The following is a 16,802-nucleotide window of genomic DNA, read 5'->3' as shown; positions in this document are numbered from 1 at the left end:
GCGGCTTATGCCGCCATCTAACAATTAATGATATAAATACTTAGTAAATAACACTTCTCGGACAATCTCTTGTCCTGTTTCTTGTTTTAGTAGTGCTTTTAGCTTTTCGGTGCAGCGCTTTCTGATTTCTTCGCGACCGGTAAGCGATTTAATGTTTTCTTCAGGCTCTTTTGAGAGTATTTCAACAATCGCATCACGCAATAGTGGAGTGTGATGTTCTACGATTGCGATATCAGATAGATCATTGAGCATGAGATCCACCGTTATACGAACATAGCCAAGCTTTTTATTACCTTGACCTATGTAGTTTGTGATGATGTCAGGCTCAAAACCAAAGTAGCCAACATTTGATTCAGCGCGTACAGACCAACTTGTTGCAGTAACAAGTAGCATGCTTATCAAGTAAATTGATAACAATGATTTTTTCATAGTTAAGAATATTCCACCCTTTCAATGATTTTTAGTCTATACCCAAATTCACTTAAGATACAGGCTGTTCTGCGTTTTTTAACCCTGCTTGAGATTAAATCATGACTTTTTCGAAACGTGCAGCAGTGATATCATTTGCACGGTATTTAAAAATAATGAGTCGTTGTGATCACATTCCCAGTTTCATTAGCTGCAAATTGGCAGCCTGCTTCAGCATTTCCAGATTTGACGCAACAACAGCAAGGTTGGTTGCTTGAAGCTGGGTCATTAACAGCCAAGCTTAAAAGTCACTGTCAGGCTTTTTCAGTTGAAGTTTTAAACGAGGCGCCATTTGACCTAACCGCCGAGCAACAAGCGTTACTCAATACCTCTCTAAGTCAGGCATTAAATCGCGAAGTGTTACTTCTATGCGATGGTAAACCAATGGTTTATGCACAAAGCTGGTTGCCGGCAGATGATACATTAAAAAAGCAGCAGTTACTAAGTATGGGAACAAGGCCGCTTGGTGATGTTATTTTTCAAGACCCAAGCTTATCGCGCACAGAAATAGAAGTTGCTGAATTTTCACAGCAGCACGCTATCCAAGCTTTAACATCTGAAATTGGCTTCTCTTCACAATCATTGTGGGGAAGACGCAGTGTTTTTAGCTTATCTAATGCTCATTTTCTCGTGGCTGAAGTATTCTTACCTGGAGCGTATATTTACCTATGAAGCTAGCTGCACTTAAGGTCGCACATATACCTTACTATAAACAGTTAATGCGTACCGATAAGCCAATTGGCACCTTGTTGCTATTGTGGCCAACTTATTGGGCGCTGTGGCTTGCTGAGCTTGGCACACCGAGCTTATTAAATTTTGTGGTTTTTAGTTTGGGCGTCTTTGTGATGCGCAGTGCTGGGTGTGTAATTAATGACTTTGCCGATCGTAAAATAGATGGTTCAGTTAAGCGCACAGCTCAGCGACCGCTGGCAGCAGGTTTGGTATCAAGTGGTGAAGCTCTGAGCTTATTTGTATTGCTTATTGTGGTGGCCTTTGGTTTAGTGTTAACACTCGGGTGGTCAACGATATTATTGTCGTTTGGTGCCTTAGCACTGGCGTTTTGTTATCCATTTATGAAGCGCTACACGCAACTACCGCAAGTTGTGCTTGGTGCTGCATTCAGCTGGGCTATTCCAATGGCCTATATGGCATCTATTGGCTCAGTACCATTAGAAGCCTGGCTACTATTTACCGCGAATCTTGTTTGGACTGTGGCTTATGACACTATGTATGCCATGGTTGATAGAGATGATGATTTAAAGATTGGCGTTAAATCAACAGCAATCTTGTTTGCCAGCTATGACAGACACATCATTTTTTTACTCAATGCCTTGTTTATTACGATTCTTGCTTACATAGGTATGAGTAATCACCTTGGTTTTCCCTATTGGCTGGGCTTAGCTGCAGCGGTTGGTTTTTTACTTTATCAACAAATGCTTATTCATAAACGAGAGCGAGATCCTTGTTTCAAAGCATTTTTGAATAACCATTATGTAGGGTTAGTGATTTTTATCGGTATAGCAGCATCCTTGCCACTGCCATTTTAATTACCTTGGTGGGTCGATAATGCCGCTGATTGAGGCATTTTTTCTGAACCAGCCCGCAATAGAGTAGCGTACATCGTTTGCGGGTAATACTTCATGCATAAAGCGTTCGCTTTCAAACATCACCAATAAGCCCGCTTGAGGTTTAATGATTATTTCAATGTCTTTACTTTTTGGTTTGTAGATCACCAATTCACCGCCAGACTCTGGCGTATTTAAGTAACAAACCGTTGTAAAAATGCGATTCGAACGGCCTTTGAAGGCATCATAGTGCTTTTTATAAAAGTCACCTTGTTGATACTTTGCATAATGGCATTCATAATCAAATAAGCCTAAATAGAAGCCACGGTTTAACTGTGTCTTTATCGCTTCCATGGTCGCAAGATAAGTAATTTGTGCTTGGCTTGAGCTATCAAACCAAAAGGTTTTATCTTTACGCACGGTTTTATTTATTTGTTGGTCGTTTAATCGGCCAATACCTGCGGTATGAAAATGCGGGTTAATGCGATAGCAATCTGCAATTAAATCAGCAATTAAGCTTTCATCAATCGCGTTTTCAACAACAGCATATCCTGTACGTTCAATAGCATCTAAGTATGTGTCGGTAATAAGCGGTGCGTTCATTCATGTGCACAATCAAAAAAAGGTGCGTAAGTGTATATGAAAAATTGTGTGATGCACGCTTTTTAGGCAGCAAAAAATGAAGAAATAGAGTGGATTGGCTAGCCTGATTAATTACAGGCTAGCAGCATATAAAATAGCTTTTAGCTTTGGCTTGATAACGCCGTTTTTTCAATGAGGTCAAGTAAATGACTAACATGAGAATTCTCATTGATTTGTTGATTTGTTTGGATCACAAGCTGCTCGTGTGCGATACCTTTATTGGTTTTCAATAACAGTAAATCTGGGTCAGAAGAGACAATATTTGTGTGTTCAATACTGGCTATTGCGATGTGGTTTGACTTTTTAAGGCCATCCATTACTTGCTCGATGCTGCCTACTTTGATGCTTGATGTTTTATCAAAAGACTCGATAGCATCGTTTAGCATAGCTTGCACTTGTTTAGACTGTGAAAAACAGCTGTACATAGGGTAGTCTGCAAAGTCGCGTTTACTAATGTCGCTCTTATGCGCAAGTGGGTGGTTTTTAGCTACAAAAATAATCAGTTGATCAGGTAAATGTATATCACTACCAATGCTGTTCATTGCCTGAGAGCATACGCTAATATCAATTTCACCTAATTGCAGTTTACGAACAAGTTCACTTTGCTCTTGTAGTTGCATCTCTATTTTTACATGCGGATACTGCGCTAAAAATTGGCCGCAAGAAACAGGCACGACCGTGCTTGCTTTGTTGGTATAACCAATAACTAATTTTTCGTTAGTGCAACCGTTTAAAGATTCGAATAAACGCTTTTTGGTTTCTTCTAGATTGTCGAGGGTTTGTTTAGCGTACTCAAGGAAAAGTTCACCTTCTTTGGTTAACTTAACTGAGCGTGTAGAGCGGGTAACGAGCTCATAGCCAATTTCATCTTCGAGCGTCTGAATACTGCGAGTTAACGCTGAAGTGCTGATTTGGGTTTTTTCTGCAGCTTGTCGGAAATGCCTCAGCACCCCGAGCGCCACAAATTGTTCAAGTTGTTCAAATCTCACTTTAATAGTCCCTTGTTATAAGTAAGCCTTTTACGTCCAGGCAATATTATTATACTTCACGGTAGGCATAGTAAATTATTGTACCTATTTTGGGAAGTGTTTTACAGAAAAGTTACATCTAATCAGGATAACGGTCCTTAATCTCTAAGAAAAGTGGTAAATTTTCAAGTAATAAGTCGACTAGAATTGGATCAAAATGTTTCGCCCGCTGATCTTTTATGAGAGTTAACGCCTCTTCTAATGGCCAAGCCTTCTTATAACAACGGTCACTGCAAAGGGCGTCAAACACATCGGCGAGGGCGGTTATGCGGCCAACTATATTAATATCGTCTGCCATTAAACCTTGTGGATACCCTGAGCCATCCCACTTTTCATGATGCTGGTAAGAAATTAAAGCACCGCATGTCAATATCTCGTTACTTGAGTTTTTTAATATTTCATAGCCGATTTCTGCATGGGTTTTCATTATTTCCCACTCATCATCAGTGAGTTTACCTGGTTTATTCAATATGCTGTCTGGAATGCTGATTTTACCAATGTCATGTAGTGGTGAAGCAAGCTTAATTATTTCACATTGAAATGGATTAAGCTCTGAAAGTTGAGCAAGTAACTCACTATATAAAGCAACACGTTTAACGTGAGAGCCGGTTTCTTTAGAGCGTTTTTCTACTGCTTCTCCAAGAATGTACGAAAGCTCTTTTTGCGACTCTTTTACCATTTCTCTGAGCTTTAAATTATCGTAAGCAAGCGCGATATTGTTGGCATAAAACTCTAACAGTTGATGCTCTGTTGCCTGTAACTTACTGCCTTTATGAACATAAAGCATGGTTTCAAGGCCGGCTTTGGTAGGGAAGTAACCAATATAATCATTACTTGTTTTTAGTGATGATTTTCGCTCATGTGCATCTATAAATAAGTTTTTTACTTCATCAGGAATGGTGTTTTGCTGTGGTGTGGGGCCTACACCTGAGGCTGCAAGCAATTGAAAATCTTTTGCTGGTGACGATTGTAGATTAACGGCTGCAGCACAATAAATTTGCGTGTCATTAATGCCCATCACGTTAGTGACATGGCTTAAAATTGTTGAAGCAAATTCATGAACACTGTCACATTTTAAAAAGTTAGCAGACGCGTTGATGATCTGTTCAAGCCCATGCTTGTGGCGATCAATAATTTGAATATCGCGGTGTGCTCTTAAGGCTGAGTAGAGCAGGGTTTTAATTTTAATCGCGGTGAGCTCAGTTTTGTTTTTATAATCGTTGATGTCGTAATCGCGGATAATCGCTTCTTCTGGGGCTTCACCTGGCTGACCTGTGCGCAGAATTAAACGAATATCGTGGTTTTCTATTTCATCGCGAATGTATTGAATAAGCTCAAGACCAGCATGGTTGGTTTCCATTACCACATCAACTAGAGCAACAGAAAAGGGAATATCTTTTTTTAAAAACTCTTTTGCTTCGGCCGCAGAGTAGGCGTCATAAAAGCGCAGACCTTTATTTTCGAAAGTGAAGCCAGCTAATACTAGTTTCGTAACTTGATGGATATCTTCTTCATCATCAACAACAAGAATATGCCAGTATTCAGGCTCTTCAGTTTCTATATTATTTTCTTCTAACTGTTCTTCAGAAAATAAGAAATCATCCACAAAAACACCACTTATTGTTGTATCTCATACAATAAGTATAGAGGCAGAAATTTACTCTGCCTTATCTGAAACTGGTTTTTTTTCGATATTCTTTAATTCGATTTCAATAGCATCACAAGAAATGTGGATCTCATACAAAGAGGTGAGAAGTGACAAGGCTAAGCAAGCGAGGCTGATGCCAAATAAAATGATTCCTGTGGTATTAAACTCAATAAATAAAGCAAACATTGATAATGTACACATCAGAAAAGAGGCCACGCCATAAACCTGCATCACCCGAATGAGTTTAATGCGTTTTCTTAAATTGGTAATTTGCGCAACAACTAACGGGCGGATACTTTCCCCTTCACGTGCATTGAGCTCTCGAATAAGCTGAGCCAGCACCAAAAAACGGTTGGTGTAAGCAAGTAACAGTAAAGAAATTGCTGGGAATAACAGTCCCGGTGTTGTTAAAGTCATGTGGCTACCTTGAAATAAGCATTGCAGCGAAGTTAGTTGCTAGCGTAGTTTAGGATTTAAAGATAGAAAAGTAAAAGGGAAGTGATTTGCAAAACAATAATTTAAATCAACCTGCTAAGCAGGACCCATTCGCTTGGGTGAAAGTGTTTCAGGCTGAAAATGGCTTAGAAGCAAACATTATTAAAGGGCTTTTAAAAAGTAAAGGGATCGAATCGCAACTGCAAGGTGAGCTTTTACAAGGGGCGCTTGGGGAGATCCCATTTGAACAAACAGGGGTCGATATACTCGTTTACGCATTAAAAGAGCGCCAGGCGCAAGAAATATTGCTAAACTACCGGCAATTAAAACAATCGGCTCCTGACTGGGTATGCCCTAAGTGTCATGAGCTTAACGGAGCAACATTTGAAATATGTTGGTCTTGTGGGACTGTAAAGAATGACAAAAGCGAATAATTTTCAACGTATTAGAGAATTAAACTATTTGCAAAAAGCGGTGTTAGGTGGCGCATTACTTGAGCGTATGCTGCCTAATTACAGCTTATTTAGTGAAGCAACAGGGTTTGGTGATGCCGCGGTTTTTCGTAGCGCATTAAGTGTCTGCTGGGAAAAAATCTTACTACCAAAAAGTAAAATCAGCCTTGAAAAGCAAATTGAAAAAATAGAGCCGAATGTGCCAGAGCTTACTGACTTTGACATGTTCGGGACTTATCCCGCAATCGATACAGCAACCGCTTTGCTTGGCATGTTGCACGGTTTGATAGCCAAAGATGAACAAGAGTTTTTAAATATTAGTAAAATTTCACAGGCTTCAGTGGCTCGTTTCATTGAATATCAACTAACAGTGGATGGTGAAATTGCTGATAACAAAGCTGTTCGTGAACACCCTTTAATGCAGTATGAAATTGATGTGCTTGCAGAGCTTATTGATTTTGTAGAGCAAATGGGCCGAATTACCTCCCAGAACGTAAAAGAGCTTAAGCAACTTGCAGTATCTGACGGCCAAACCAACATCGGTATTGCAATTTAATATTCAGTAATGCGTATTTTCACTGTAAAATACGCGTTTGTTTTTTCTTGGCGGAGTAATTGATGCGAATTTTAGGTATTGAATCATCATGTGATGAAACGGGGATTGCCATTTATGATGATGAACAAGGCTTATTAGCACATCAACTGTATAGCCAAGTAAAAGTGCATGCCGATTACGGCGGTGTGGTACCTGAGCTTGCGTCACGCGATCATGTACGTAAAACCTTACCTTTGATTGATGCTGCTTTTGCACAAGCGGGTTGTGGGCCAGAAGACTTAGATGGTATTGCTTACACCGCAGGTCCTGGACTTGTTGGTGCACTCCTTGTGGGAACTTCTATTGGTCGCTCATTGGCCTATGGTTGGAATATTCCTGCTGTTGCTGTTCATCATATGGAAGGCCACCTACTTGCGCCAATGCTTGAAGAGGACAAACCGGAATTTCCGTTTATCGCACTACTGGTGTCTGGCGGTCATACTATGATGGTTAAAGTATCTGGCATTGGTGAATACGAAGTGCTGGGTGAGTCAGTTGATGATGCTGCCGGTGAAGCATTCGATAAAACTGCGAAGTTATTAGGTCTTGATTATCCGGGTGGCCCACGTTTAGCAAAACTTGCGGAGCAAGGTACGCCTGAGCGTTTTGTATTCCCACGTCCGATGACTGATAAACCAGGCTTAGATTTTAGCTTTAGTGGCTTAAAAACAGCGGCATCGCTTGCGATTCGTGATAGCGATGATGATGAGCAAACCAAAGCTGATATTGCTCATGCATTCCAAACCGCGGTTATCGATACATTAACTATCAAATGTAAACGTGCATTAAAGCAAACAGGTATCAAACGTTTAGTGATCGCCGGTGGTGTGAGTGCAAACGTGCAATTACGTGCGCAACTTGAACGAGTAATGCAAGGCATGAAAGGGCGTGTGTATTACCCGCGCACAGAGTTTTGTACAGATAACGGCGCAATGATTGCTTACGCTGGTATGCAGCGTTTGAAAGCTGGTCAGTTTGCTAGCCTCGATATGAAAACTAAGCCGCGCTGGCCTATTGATTCACTCGAAGCGTTATAACTGCTAGCTATTCTTGTTCAGGGGCTTTTTTCTTAGCCCCTACTTTAGGTTCTTCCCCCGCCATCAAACGAGTAATATTTGCTCTGTGACGGAAAATTATTAACACGGTCAAAAAGGTAACTGGCAAGGTATACAAAGGCTTTATCCACCATGTATAAAGAGGCGCTAAAGAAACCGTAACCAGTGCCGCAAGCGATGAATAACGTGTGATAGCAACAATTATGAGCCAGGTTGCGATCAGCATCCCACCTAGCGATAAACCAATGGGTAATAACGTGCCAAAAGCGGTCGCAACGGCCTTACCACCTTTAAAGCTAAAAAACAGCGGATACATATGCCCTAAACAGGCTGCCACACCAATTAAACCTAGCATTAGTGGGTCTATTTTTAAAAAGTAGGCACCCCAGACAGGGATGGTTCCTTTTAAAATATCAAAGACAAGAACTAAAACAGCGGGGATTTTTCCACCAAGGCGATAAACATTTGTAGCACCAGGGTTATTCGATCCATGACTGCGTGGGTCTGGTAGTTTAAACAGCCGTGATACAAGGATAGCGGAAGAGACCGATCCCAGTATGTAAGCTAAAACTAACATTAAAACTTCTAACACGCGCTTCCTTATTTTTTAATCTGCACTTTTGGGCTATCATTGGCGGCAAAACCATCTGCCGCTCTCATCGAGTAGAATGTAAGCACCTTATTGCAATGCATCTATCCGTTATTGTAGGGGTAATTTTTATATATTAAAACAGTATGACAGCTTATATAGCGCATTATTGTTATCAATAAGCGTTTAGTATGAGGAGTTGTTTTAATATTCATGTCACTTGGAGTATCAATGGACAAGGTATATATATCACAACTACATGTAGACACCATTATTGGCGTGTATGATTTTGAAAAAGAAAGTAAACAAAGCCTGTATTTTGATATCGAAATGTTATGTGATATTTCTGCCGCAGCGGCAACTGATGATATAAATTTAGCACTTGATTACGCCAAAGTGAGTGAACGAGTGATTGAGCATACAACGGCAAAACCCGTTGAGTTACTTGAAACTTTAGTTGAGCAATTAGCTGCTATTATTTTAGCTGAGTTTGCGACTAACCAAGTCACTATACGTGTTAGTAAACCAGCCGCAGTGCCACAAGCGCAAACGGTGGGAGTTGAGATCACCCGTCGTAAGGCAAACTAACATGGCGCAAATATTTATAAGCTTAGGTTCTAATGTCAATAAAGAGCATTATCTTCGACAAGCGCTTATTGCCTTAAAGCCTCACTTTCCAGGCTTTATACATTCGTCTGTTTATGAAAGTGAAGCAGTGGGGTTTGCTGGTAGCAATTTTTATAATTCAGTGGTTGCAGCAAAAACCGATATGCCATTAGCTGAACTATGTAAGCTATTGAAAAAAATTGAACTTGATAATGGCCGCACCCGTGAGGATAAAAAGTTTAGCCCGCGCACATTAGACCTTGATTTATTGTTTTATGATGACATTATCTGTGATTCGCCTGCGCAATTACCGCGGGATGAAATCACTAAAAATGCGTTTGTATTGCAGCCTCTTGCTGAAATTGCTCCCGATTTTTATCACCCCGTAGCTAAGCTAACTTTGGCTGAGTTATGGAATAATTATAACAACCCACAACAAAAACTATGGAAGGTGGAGTTTTCTAACCCATGAGTATTATTGAGATAATTGTTTTAGCCTTAATTCAAGGATTGACTGAGTTTTTACCTATTTCGAGCTCAGCACATTTAATTTTACCCTCACAAGTTTTAGGTTGGCACGACCAAGGCTTGGCATTTGATGTTGCGGTACATGTAGGTACACTGGGTGCTGTGGTACTGTATTTTCGTAAAGAAGTGGTGGATATTCTCGGTGCTTGGTTTAAATCCTTTGGCTCACAAGGCGCAACCGATGATAGTCGTTTAGGCTGGTGGATTATTGTTGCGACCATTCCTGCATTATTAATTGGTTATTTATTTAAAGACTTTGTGGAAAGTTACTCGCGTAATGCCTGGGTTATTGCTACTTCAACCATCGTATTTGGTTTGTTACTTTGGTATGCCGATGTAAAAGCAAAGCAAGTTAAGAATATTTACCAAGTAAACTTTTTCAGTGCGCTTTTATTAGGCTTCTCGCAAGTGCTCGCTATGGTATTTCCTGGAACATCCCGTTCAGGTATTACCATTACTGTGGGCTTAATGTTGGGTCTAAACAAGCAAAGCGCTGCACGTTTTTCGTTTTTAATGTCAATTCCAGTTATTGCTGCAGCAGGTTCATATTATGTGTATCAGTTGGCTACAGCGGGCGAGGCGATTGATTGGCATGCAATTCTATTAGGCGCAGGTTTATCATTTGTATCGGCTTATGCATGTATTTTCTTTTTCTTAAAAGTGATTGAGCGCATGGGCATGATGCCATTTGTTATCTATCGCTTACTATTAGGTGTCGGTTTGTTTGCATTCTTAATGCTGTAAAATAGGCTTTAAACTTAATTAAAAAAACACCTCAAGTTGAGGTGTTTTTTTATGTTGGCTATTTGGCAATACTCTAATGCCGTGTAGTAATGGTAAGTAAAGCTTATATTTGGCATTATAACGCCTTACTTATCTCTTATTCATTTTGCTCAGGACAGTAGATGCATATTCATATTCTTGGAATTTGTGGCACCTTTATGGGTGGTATTGCCGCAATCGCTAAATCGTTAGGTCACACAGTGACAGGCTCTGATCAAAATGTGTACCCACCGATGAGCACGCAATTAGAAGAGCTAGGAATTACACTCACCCAAGGTTATGACGTTGCCCAACTAGAACCCGCGCCAGATATGGTGGTGATTGGTAATGCTATGAGCCGAGGCAACCCTTGTGTTGAATACGTTCTTGATAAAGGCTTGCCTTATACTTCTGGTCCAGAATGGTTAAAGCATAATTTACTGCAAAACTCTTGGGTGTTGGCTGTGGCCGGAACACACGGCAAAACGACTACAGCCAGTATGCTGGCATGGTTACTAGAATACGCAGGAATGAAACCGGGCTTTTTAATTGGTGGTATAGTACAAAACTTTGGTGTGTCTGCTCGTGTTGGCGAAACGCCATTTTTTGTTATTGAAGCCGACGAATACGACACGGCGTTTTTCGATAAACGCAGTAAATTTGTTCATTACTTACCACGCACCTTAATTCTAAATAATCTTGAATTTGATCATGCTGATATTTTTGAAGATTTAAACGCGATAAAGAAACAATTTCACCACTTGATGCGTACATTACCCTGTAGTGGCAAAGTGATTTGGCCAAGCCAAGACGAAGCACTACAAGATGTGATTGAACGTGGCCTTTGGAGCGAGAGCGAAACACTGACGGGTGATTGGGATTACCGCTTACTTAAAGCTGATGGTAGTGAATTTGAAGTGCTACTAAATTCACAAGTGCAAGGTGTTGTCAGTTGGCAAGCTATGGGCGAGCACAATGTCAAAAATGCCATTATGGCCATTGCAGCAGCCAGGCACGTAGGCATCGCGGTATCAGTCAGTATTGCAGGATTAGCTGAGTTTATCTCACCTAAGCGCCGTATGGAGCTTAAAGCCGATGTTAACTCGATAAAAGTGTATGACGACTTTGCCCATCATCCAACGGCAATTAAAACGACCTTAGCAGGGCTACGTGCAAAAGTAGGCACTGAGAAGATAATTGCTATTTTAGAGCCTCGTTCAAACACTATGAAAATGGGCGTGCATCAACAAACTCTGATTGATTCTCTCGATGCAGCAGATGATGTGTATTTATTTGAGCCAGAAAATTTAAGCTGGTCGTTAAAAGAATACGCAGACAAAGCAGGTATGCATTGCATGAAAAGCACTGAGGAAATCATTACTCAGGTCGTTGGCAACTGTGCGCCGTCACAACATATTTTAATTATGAGTAATGGTGGTTTTGAAGGTATTCATCAGCGTTTAATCACTGCCCTTGAACAAAACTAACCAGTATACGGAGCTTAACTGTATGCAATTTAAAGATAAAATAACGTTAGCTTTTAGCGGTGCCTCTGGGGCTCCTTATGGCTTAAGGTTATTAGAGGTATTACTTGAACAGCAGTTTCAGGTGTATGTACTGATCTCAAGTGCGGCAAGAGTGGTCTTTGATACAGAATCGAATATCAAACTTTCGGGTAATGAAGACAAAGCGACAGAGCAGCTGAGTACGCTTTTTAATGCCGCTCCTGAACAACTTAAAGTATTTGGTAAAGACAACTGGTTTAGTCCTGTTGCATCAGGCTCAGCTGCGCCGAAAAAAATGGTGGTATGCCCGTGTAGTGCAGGTTCTGTATCTGCAATTGCGGTCGGGGCATCAGATAACTTACTCGAACGTGCTGCTGACGTGGTTATTAAAGAGCGTGGGCAACTGATTTTAGTCCCGCGTGAAACGCCATTTAGCGAAATCCATCTTGAAAACATGCTGAAGCTAGCAAGGCTAGGCGTAACTATTATGCCTGCGGCACCGGGGTTTTATCATCAACCAGAGCAGATTTCAGATTTGGTTGATTTTATGGTGGCGCGAATTTTAGATCATTTAAACATTGAACATACTTTGACGAAACGTTGGGGTTATGGAGAGGGCAAACAGTGAGCGAAAAAACGATCGCATTAAATATTGAAGGCCTAAAAAAGGTTTATAAAAATGGTGTTGAAGCCGTAAAAGGCATTGATTTACAAGTTCAGCAAGGCGACTTCTTTGCCTTACTTGGACCAAACGGGGCAGGTAAATCAACCACTATTGGTGTTATCTCATCGTTAGTGAATAAAAGTGCCGGTCGTGTCCAGGTATTTGGTCACGATATTGATACAGACCTTGAAGCTGCTAAGTCTGAACTCGGCTTAGTACCGCAAGAATTTAATTTCAGTCAGTTTGAAACACTAAATCAAATCTTGGTTAACCAAGCAGGCTATTACGGTGTACCAAGAAAGCTGGCACATGAGCGTGCTGAAAAATACTTAAATCAGCTAGGTTTATTTGAGAAAAAAGATAAACAAGCGCGCACCCTTTCAGGTGGTATGAAGCGCCGTTTAATGATTGCTCGTGCACTGATGCATGAACCTAAATTACTCATTTTAGATGAACCAACAGCCGGTGTTGATATTGAGCTACGTCGCTCTATGTGGGATTTTCTTCGCGAGATTAATAAGCAAGGTGTGACCATCATCTTGACCACCCATTATCTAGAAGAAGCTGAGCTGTTATGTAAAAACATCGCGATTATCGACAGTGGTGTGATTGTTGAAAACACCACCATTAAAGCGTTACTTGCCAAGCTTGATAAAGAAACTTTCGTACTGGATTTAAAGCAACCTGTGCAGCCAATTAGCATTGAAGGTTACCAATACACACTGACCGATGATCACACTTTAGAAGTTGAAGTGGCGAAGTCTCAGGGCTTAAACCAGGTGTTTAGTGCGCTGACTGAGCAAGGTAATACTGTGCTGAGTATGCGAAATAAAGCAAACCGTTTAGAAGAGCTGTTTGTAGGTTTATTAGAACAAGGGCGAGGCGAATAATGTTTAAATATGGAGTAGCGCTAAAAAGTATTTGGATCAAAGAGTGTATTCGCTTTTTACGTATTTGGGTGCAAACCTTAGTTCCGCCGGCAATCACGATGAGCCTGTATTTTGTGATTTTTGGTAATCTGATTGGTTCTCGTATCGGGGATATGGGTGGCTTTAGTTATATGGAGTTTATTGTCCCGGGTCTGATTATGATGTCGGTGATCACCAACTCTTACTCGAATGTTGCCTCGAGTTTTTATTCGACTAAATTTCAAAAAAGCATTGAAGAGCTCTTAGTTGCACCAGTGCCAAACTACATCATTGTACTTGGCTACATGGGCGGTGGTATGACACGAGGCATGCTGGTTGGTTTAATTGTTACCTGTGTCTCTTTGCTATTTGTTGATATTCAAATTCATAATATTTTTGTGATTATGGCTACGGTTATTTTAACGTCGGCTGTGTTTGCGTTAGGCGGACTTATCAATGCAATTTATGCTAATAGCTTTGATGATATTAGTATTATCCCGACCTTTATTTTAACGCCGCTGACTTATCTCGGTGGGGTGTTTTACTCTATCACCTTGTTGCCAGAATTTTGGCAGGGCGTATCGCAAGTAAACCCAATTATTTATATGGTGAATGCATTTAGATATGGTTTCTTAGGTGTGTCTGATGTCGACTTATCGGTAGCATTTGGTGTACTTGGTTTATTTATTGTGGGTTTATTTACGTTAGCATTAACCCTTATTAAACGTGGTGTGGGGCTTAGACACTAATGACGGATGCAAATTCGAGAAGTATTGTATCGAATCAACCTAGCTTACATGAAAAGCTAGACGAAATTGTTTTAAAGCACTTAAGTGCTGAATTTAAAAAGCCGATTGCAGAGCATACGCAAGCGGCTTTTGATCAGGTAAACGCAAAGGTGCAGGCGTTTAACGGGCCTATTATTCTTGATTCGTGTTGTGGTGTGGGTGAAAGTACCGCTAACTTAGCAAAGCGTCACCCTGATGCATTGGTGATTGGCATTGATAAGTCATCACATCGCTTAGATAAGCATGATATTGAATACAAGCAAACAGATGCAGGGCAGTACATTTTAGTACAAGCTGATTTAAATGATTTTTGGCGCTTAGCGGTGGCTGCAAACTGGCAACCGAGTCATCATTACTTGTTGTATCCAAACCCTTGGCCAAAAGCAAAACACTTGCAAAGACGCTGGCACGGTGCTGCAATTTTTCCGTATATTGTTAAATTAGGTGGCCGCTTAGAGCTGAGAAGCAACTGGGATATATACGTAAAAGAGTTTGCCCGCTCATTAGAGCTTGCAGGGCATAAGTGCGATGTTGAGCTGTATGAAAGCGATACTGCAATTACCCCATTCGAACGTAAATATTGGGCCAGTGGTCAACAAAGTCACCGTTTGGTGATCAACCTTTAATGAATATAGGGGGTCGGTGGTGCAAAATGACTCCCTTGCATTAAAGTAACACCCGCACGAGCAAGCGCATCAGCTATTTGTTCGTTATCAACTTGCTCAGCAATTACATCTAACTTTAGTTGCTGAGCATATTTCACCAAGTTTTCAATAAATAGATAGTTATCAGTATTGGTATGAATTTGGCTCACCAACCCTTTATCTAGCTTTAAGCCATCAATTTCGAGCTTTCTAATGTGGGGTAAGTTTGAAAAGCCCGCGCCGAATTCATTGATAATAACCTGAGCGCCTTTATTTTTTAGGGTGTTAATAAAGGTTTTTACTTCACTAAAGTAAGCGATAGCATCACGCTCATAAAACTGAAAAATAATATTATGAGGCTGCGGATAGCGCCTAAGTTGTAACTCTAAAAACTCGCTTAAGCTTGGGTCGAGAATATCTTGTGCGGTAATGTTGATACTCCAGCGCACATTGGTTTTTCTAAACTGCTCAATGCAGCGAGTAAACATGGTGCGCCTTAAAAGACCGTCCATACGTGAGCGCTTTAGTACCATCATAAAGTAATCTGGCGCATGAATACGGCCCGTGGCACTGGCCATTCTGGCTAGGCATTGATAATGGTCAATCTGTTTGCTTTGGTTATTATAGACTGCTTGAAAGTAAGGTACGATACGGTTGTTATCGAAGGCTTCTTTTACTTCTTTGGCAAGCGTAACATTGCTTCTAAACTTCTCTTCAACCTGCTTAAACACATTTTCATAACGTACAATACGCTGATTATTTAGCTTTGCTTGTTGCAGCGCAACATGGGCATTTTCAATCAGCATTAATTTATTACCTGTAGCAATGCCAGCATACAAGCTCACGTAGATATAAGGTTCTTTCAACGCAGGAATTGCATAGTTAAAAGCATTAATTACATCATCGATATTACGCTCATCACTATGCGTTCGTAATAGCGCAATTTTATTAGTTGCTAATCGATAGACAAACCCTTCGCTAGGCATCCTTGATTGAAAATAGCTAAGCAAGTTAGCCATTACTTTGTCGCTCACTTCAGTGCCATAAAAACTGCTAATATCTTCTAACTCATTAATGGCAATAACTGCTAGCTCCATACGATGTTTGGTGGTTTTCTTTATGTAGTATTCGAGTGCGACGTGGTTTGCAAAGCCAGTGCGGGCATCTGTTGAGAGGGAGCGTTTTAGTTGTAAAAAATACAACCCTGCAATTAGCGCTGCAATAAAGAAAAAGAAGCAGCCTGTGATCATTGCACGGGTCACACTGCGCTGTAGTTGCTGATTTAAGTCACTAATGGTTATGTCGGCACCAGTTATATAGGTGTGACCATTATCATCGACAAAAGTGACAAAGATGCTTTTAAAATAGCCCCATTGATCTTTTGATACCTCAAATACTGGCTCTGTTGAAAAAAAGGCTTCTTTGTTAAGTTCTGTCGCTTCGGGGTAGGCATCTAGAAACTGTGTTACGCGGCCATTGTTTTGATCTTTTTGCGTGTAACTCGAGGCACTAAAATAGACTTTGCCGTCGCGCAGTACCATTGCGTACACATAGGCAAGCTGCATTTGTTTTGCATACTCAGATAGGGCTCGGCTTTTGTCTTTATATATTGCCGAAGAGATTGGTAAGCCCGCATTAACTATATTGTGATAGTCATCACCTAGGATATGTTTGACACTGACCGCAGCATTAAGCAGTTTGGTATCGATATTCTCCATGATCTCACTACGCGTGGTTTCATAGGTGTAATAGATATAGCCAAATAAGCTAATAAAAAATGCGGCGAAGCCATATAGCAGCCAGCTGGTTTTTTGCATTCCTTTGGGCATAGAGGTTCCCTTTGCAGTTATCGTTTGATTATACTCAAAAAAAGCGTATCTGATAGTATAAAATGACTGCAAATTTCATTAACTGATCACT

20 protein-coding genes are annotated in these 16,802 nt (G+C 40.7%); 13 read left to right on the top strand and 7 right to left on the bottom strand.

The genetic code is table 11. The features are described from left to right. Window positions 1-24: 24 nt before the first annotated feature. Window positions 25-393, bottom strand: coding sequence for a flagellar basal body-associated protein FliL (locus AUR67_RS14550; protein ID WP_371351978.1), 369 nt, complete (start codon window positions 391-393; stop codon window positions 25-27). Between the two features lie 201 nt (window positions 394-594). On the opposite strand from AUR67_RS14550, the gene AUR67_RS14545 reads away from it, so the two are divergent. Both AUR67_RS14545 and ubiA read left to right on the top strand, forming a co-directional pair. Then, window positions 595-1,140 carry a chorismate--pyruvate lyase family protein gene (locus tag AUR67_RS14545; protein WP_058585826.1) on the top strand — a complete coding sequence of 182 codons (546 nt, stop codon included), beginning with the start codon at window positions 595-597 and terminating at the stop codon, window positions 1,138-1,140. Next, on the top strand, window positions 1,137-2,015 hold the full coding sequence (ubiA, locus tag AUR67_RS14540) for a 4-hydroxybenzoate octaprenyltransferase (RefSeq protein WP_058585825.1): 879 nt from the start codon (window positions 1,137-1,139) through the stop codon (window positions 2,013-2,015). Before AUR67_RS14545 ends, ubiA begins: the two co-directional genes overlap by 4 nt. On the opposite strand, the gene AUR67_RS14535 is transcribed toward ubiA, so the two are convergent. The 4 genes from AUR67_RS14535 to AUR67_RS14520 form a co-directional block, all read right to left on the bottom strand. Then, a complete protein-coding gene (locus AUR67_RS14535) occupies window positions 2,016-2,636 on the bottom strand; it encodes a 2OG-Fe(II) oxygenase (RefSeq protein WP_058585824.1) in 621 nt (206 codons plus the stop codon). A 140-nt stretch (window positions 2,637-2,776) separates the two neighbouring features. Then, entirely contained in the window at window positions 2,777-3,664 is an 888-nt protein-coding gene (locus AUR67_RS14530; RefSeq protein ID WP_054560958.1) for a LysR family transcriptional regulator, read from the bottom strand. A gap of 118 nt (window positions 3,665-3,782) precedes the next feature. Beyond that, window positions 3,783-5,309 (bottom strand): response regulator, encoded by a 1,527-nt coding sequence (locus AUR67_RS14525; RefSeq protein ID WP_058585823.1) that lies wholly within the window; start codon window positions 5,307-5,309, stop codon window positions 3,783-3,785. 51 nt (window positions 5,310-5,360) lie between these two features. Further along, window positions 5,361-5,768 (bottom strand): DUF2721 domain-containing protein, encoded by a 408-nt coding sequence (locus tag AUR67_RS14520; protein WP_054560956.1) that lies wholly within the window; start codon window positions 5,766-5,768, stop codon window positions 5,361-5,363. An 86-nt stretch (window positions 5,769-5,854) separates the two neighbouring features. Here AUR67_RS14520 and AUR67_RS14515 point away from each other — a divergent pair, with 86 nt between their 5' ends. From AUR67_RS14515 to tsaD, 3 genes are all read left to right on the top strand, one after another. Continuing rightward, entirely contained in the window at window positions 5,855-6,220 is a 366-nt protein-coding gene (locus AUR67_RS14515) for a DUF2007 domain-containing protein (protein ID WP_055198283.1), read from the top strand. Next, window positions 6,204-6,794, top strand: coding sequence for a YjaG family protein (locus AUR67_RS14510; RefSeq protein ID WP_058585822.1), 591 nt, complete (start codon window positions 6,204-6,206; stop codon window positions 6,792-6,794). Before AUR67_RS14515 ends, AUR67_RS14510 begins: the two co-directional genes overlap by 17 nt. A 62-nt stretch (window positions 6,795-6,856) precedes the next feature. Continuing rightward, window positions 6,857-7,870 carry a tRNA (adenosine(37)-N6)-threonylcarbamoyltransferase complex transferase subunit TsaD gene (tsaD, locus tag AUR67_RS14505; protein ID WP_058585821.1) on the top strand — a complete coding sequence of 338 codons (1,014 nt, stop codon included), beginning with the start codon at window positions 6,857-6,859 and terminating at the stop codon, window positions 7,868-7,870. A 7-nt stretch (window positions 7,871-7,877) separates the two neighbouring features. Here tsaD and plsY read toward each other — a convergent pair whose 3' ends face one another. Then, complete coding sequence (gene plsY / locus AUR67_RS14500) at window positions 7,878-8,480, bottom strand: glycerol-3-phosphate 1-O-acyltransferase PlsY (protein WP_058585820.1); 603 nt, start codon at window positions 8,478-8,480, stop codon at window positions 7,878-7,880. Between the two features lie 228 nt (window positions 8,481-8,708). Here plsY and folB point away from each other — a divergent pair, with 228 nt between their 5' ends. The 8 genes from folB to trmB all read left to right on the top strand — a co-directional run bounded on the left by folB (window position 8,709) and on the right by trmB (window position 14,864). Continuing rightward, complete coding sequence (folB, locus tag AUR67_RS14495; protein WP_055021570.1) at window positions 8,709-9,065, top strand: dihydroneopterin aldolase; 357 nt, start codon at window positions 8,709-8,711, stop codon at window positions 9,063-9,065. 1 nt (window position 9,066) lies between these two features. Beyond that, window positions 9,067-9,555: a 2-amino-4-hydroxy-6-hydroxymethyldihydropteridine diphosphokinase gene (folK, locus tag AUR67_RS14490; RefSeq protein WP_058585819.1), complete on the top strand. Its 489-nt coding sequence runs from the start codon at window positions 9,067-9,069 to the stop codon at window positions 9,553-9,555. Next, window positions 9,552-10,355, top strand: a complete 804-nt coding sequence (locus AUR67_RS14485) for an undecaprenyl-diphosphate phosphatase (RefSeq protein ID WP_054560951.1) — start codon at window positions 9,552-9,554, stop codon at window positions 10,353-10,355. Before folK ends, AUR67_RS14485 begins: the two co-directional genes overlap by 4 nt. A 161-nt stretch (window positions 10,356-10,516) precedes the next feature. Beyond that, window positions 10,517-11,860: a UDP-N-acetylmuramate:L-alanyl-gamma-D-glutamyl-meso-diaminopimelate ligase gene (mpl, locus tag AUR67_RS14480; RefSeq protein WP_058585818.1), complete on the top strand. Its 1,344-nt coding sequence runs from the start codon at window positions 10,517-10,519 to the stop codon at window positions 11,858-11,860. A gap of 22 nt (window positions 11,861-11,882) precedes the next feature. After that, window positions 11,883-12,506, top strand: a complete 624-nt coding sequence (locus tag AUR67_RS14475) for a flavin prenyltransferase UbiX (RefSeq protein ID WP_054551081.1) — start codon at window positions 11,883-11,885, stop codon at window positions 12,504-12,506. Further along, window positions 12,503-13,432, top strand: a complete 930-nt coding sequence (locus AUR67_RS14470) for an ABC transporter ATP-binding protein (protein WP_058585817.1) — start codon at window positions 12,503-12,505, stop codon at window positions 13,430-13,432. The genes AUR67_RS14475 and AUR67_RS14470 overlap by 4 nt, the downstream gene beginning before the upstream one ends. Further along, the gene (locus AUR67_RS14465) at window positions 13,432-14,199 is read left to right on the top strand and encodes an ABC transporter permease (RefSeq protein WP_036970898.1); all 768 of its coding nucleotides are present in this window, start codon (window positions 13,432-13,434) and stop codon (window positions 14,197-14,199) included. Before AUR67_RS14470 ends, AUR67_RS14465 begins: the two co-directional genes overlap by 1 nt. Then, window positions 14,199-14,864 carry a tRNA (guanine(46)-N(7))-methyltransferase TrmB gene (gene trmB, locus AUR67_RS14460; protein ID WP_058585816.1) on the top strand — a complete coding sequence of 222 codons (666 nt, stop codon included), beginning with the start codon at window positions 14,199-14,201 and terminating at the stop codon, window positions 14,862-14,864. The genes AUR67_RS14465 and trmB overlap by 1 nt, the downstream gene beginning before the upstream one ends. Here trmB and AUR67_RS14455 read toward each other — a convergent pair. Beyond that, the gene (locus AUR67_RS14455; protein ID WP_058585815.1) at window positions 14,861-16,711 is read right to left on the bottom strand and encodes a GGDEF domain-containing protein; all 1,851 of its coding nucleotides are present in this window, start codon (window positions 16,709-16,711) and stop codon (window positions 14,861-14,863) included. The two genes, trmB and AUR67_RS14455, sit on opposite strands and share 4 nt — an antisense overlap. Between the last annotated feature and the right edge of the window lie 91 nt (window positions 16,712-16,802).

The sequence above is a fragment of the Pseudoalteromonas sp. XI10 genome, from assembly GCF_001469895.1.
Lineage (GTDB): Bacteria > Pseudomonadota > Gammaproteobacteria > Enterobacterales > Alteromonadaceae > Pseudoalteromonas.
Note: the sequence above shows the minus strand (reverse complement) of the source record. Positions and strands in the feature narration are given on the sequence as shown.

What these genes read in the sequence shown, in the direction of transcription:
- trmB (WP_058585816.1), top strand. Translation starts at nt 14,199, where the DNA reads ATGACGGATGCAAATTCGAGAAGTATTGTATCGAATCAACCTAGCTTA.
- AUR67_RS14550 (WP_371351978.1), bottom strand. Translation starts at nt 393, where the DNA reads ATGCTACTTGTTACTGCAACAAGTTGGTCTGTACGCGCTGAATCAAAT.
- AUR67_RS14475 (WP_054551081.1), top strand. Translation starts at nt 11,883, where the DNA reads ATGCAATTTAAAGATAAAATAACGTTAGCTTTTAGCGGTGCCTCTGGG.
- AUR67_RS14485 (WP_054560951.1), top strand. Translation starts at nt 9,552, where the DNA reads ATGAGTATTATTGAGATAATTGTTTTAGCCTTAATTCAAGGATTGACT.
- mpl (WP_058585818.1), top strand. Translation starts at nt 10,517, where the DNA reads ATGCATATTCATATTCTTGGAATTTGTGGCACCTTTATGGGTGGTATT.
- AUR67_RS14520 (WP_054560956.1), bottom strand. Translation starts at nt 5,768, where the DNA reads ATGACTTTAACAACACCGGGACTGTTATTCCCAGCAATTTCTTTACTG.
- tsaD (WP_058585821.1), top strand. Translation starts at nt 6,857, where the DNA reads ATGCGAATTTTAGGTATTGAATCATCATGTGATGAAACGGGGATTGCC.
- ubiA (WP_058585825.1), top strand. Translation starts at nt 1,137, where the DNA reads ATGAAGCTAGCTGCACTTAAGGTCGCACATATACCTTACTATAAACAG.
- AUR67_RS14465 (WP_036970898.1), top strand. Translation starts at nt 13,432, where the DNA reads ATGTTTAAATATGGAGTAGCGCTAAAAAGTATTTGGATCAAAGAGTGT.
- folB (WP_055021570.1), top strand. Translation starts at nt 8,709, where the DNA reads ATGGACAAGGTATATATATCACAACTACATGTAGACACCATTATTGGC.
- AUR67_RS14535 (WP_058585824.1), bottom strand. Translation starts at nt 2,636, where the DNA reads ATGAACGCACCGCTTATTACCGACACATACTTAGATGCTATTGAACGT.
- folK (WP_058585819.1), top strand. Translation starts at nt 9,067, where the DNA reads ATGGCGCAAATATTTATAAGCTTAGGTTCTAATGTCAATAAAGAGCAT.
- AUR67_RS14455 (WP_058585815.1), bottom strand. Translation starts at nt 16,711, where the DNA reads ATGCCCAAAGGAATGCAAAAAACCAGCTGGCTGCTATATGGCTTCGCC.
- AUR67_RS14510 (WP_058585822.1), top strand. Translation starts at nt 6,204, where the DNA reads ATGACAAAAGCGAATAATTTTCAACGTATTAGAGAATTAAACTATTTG.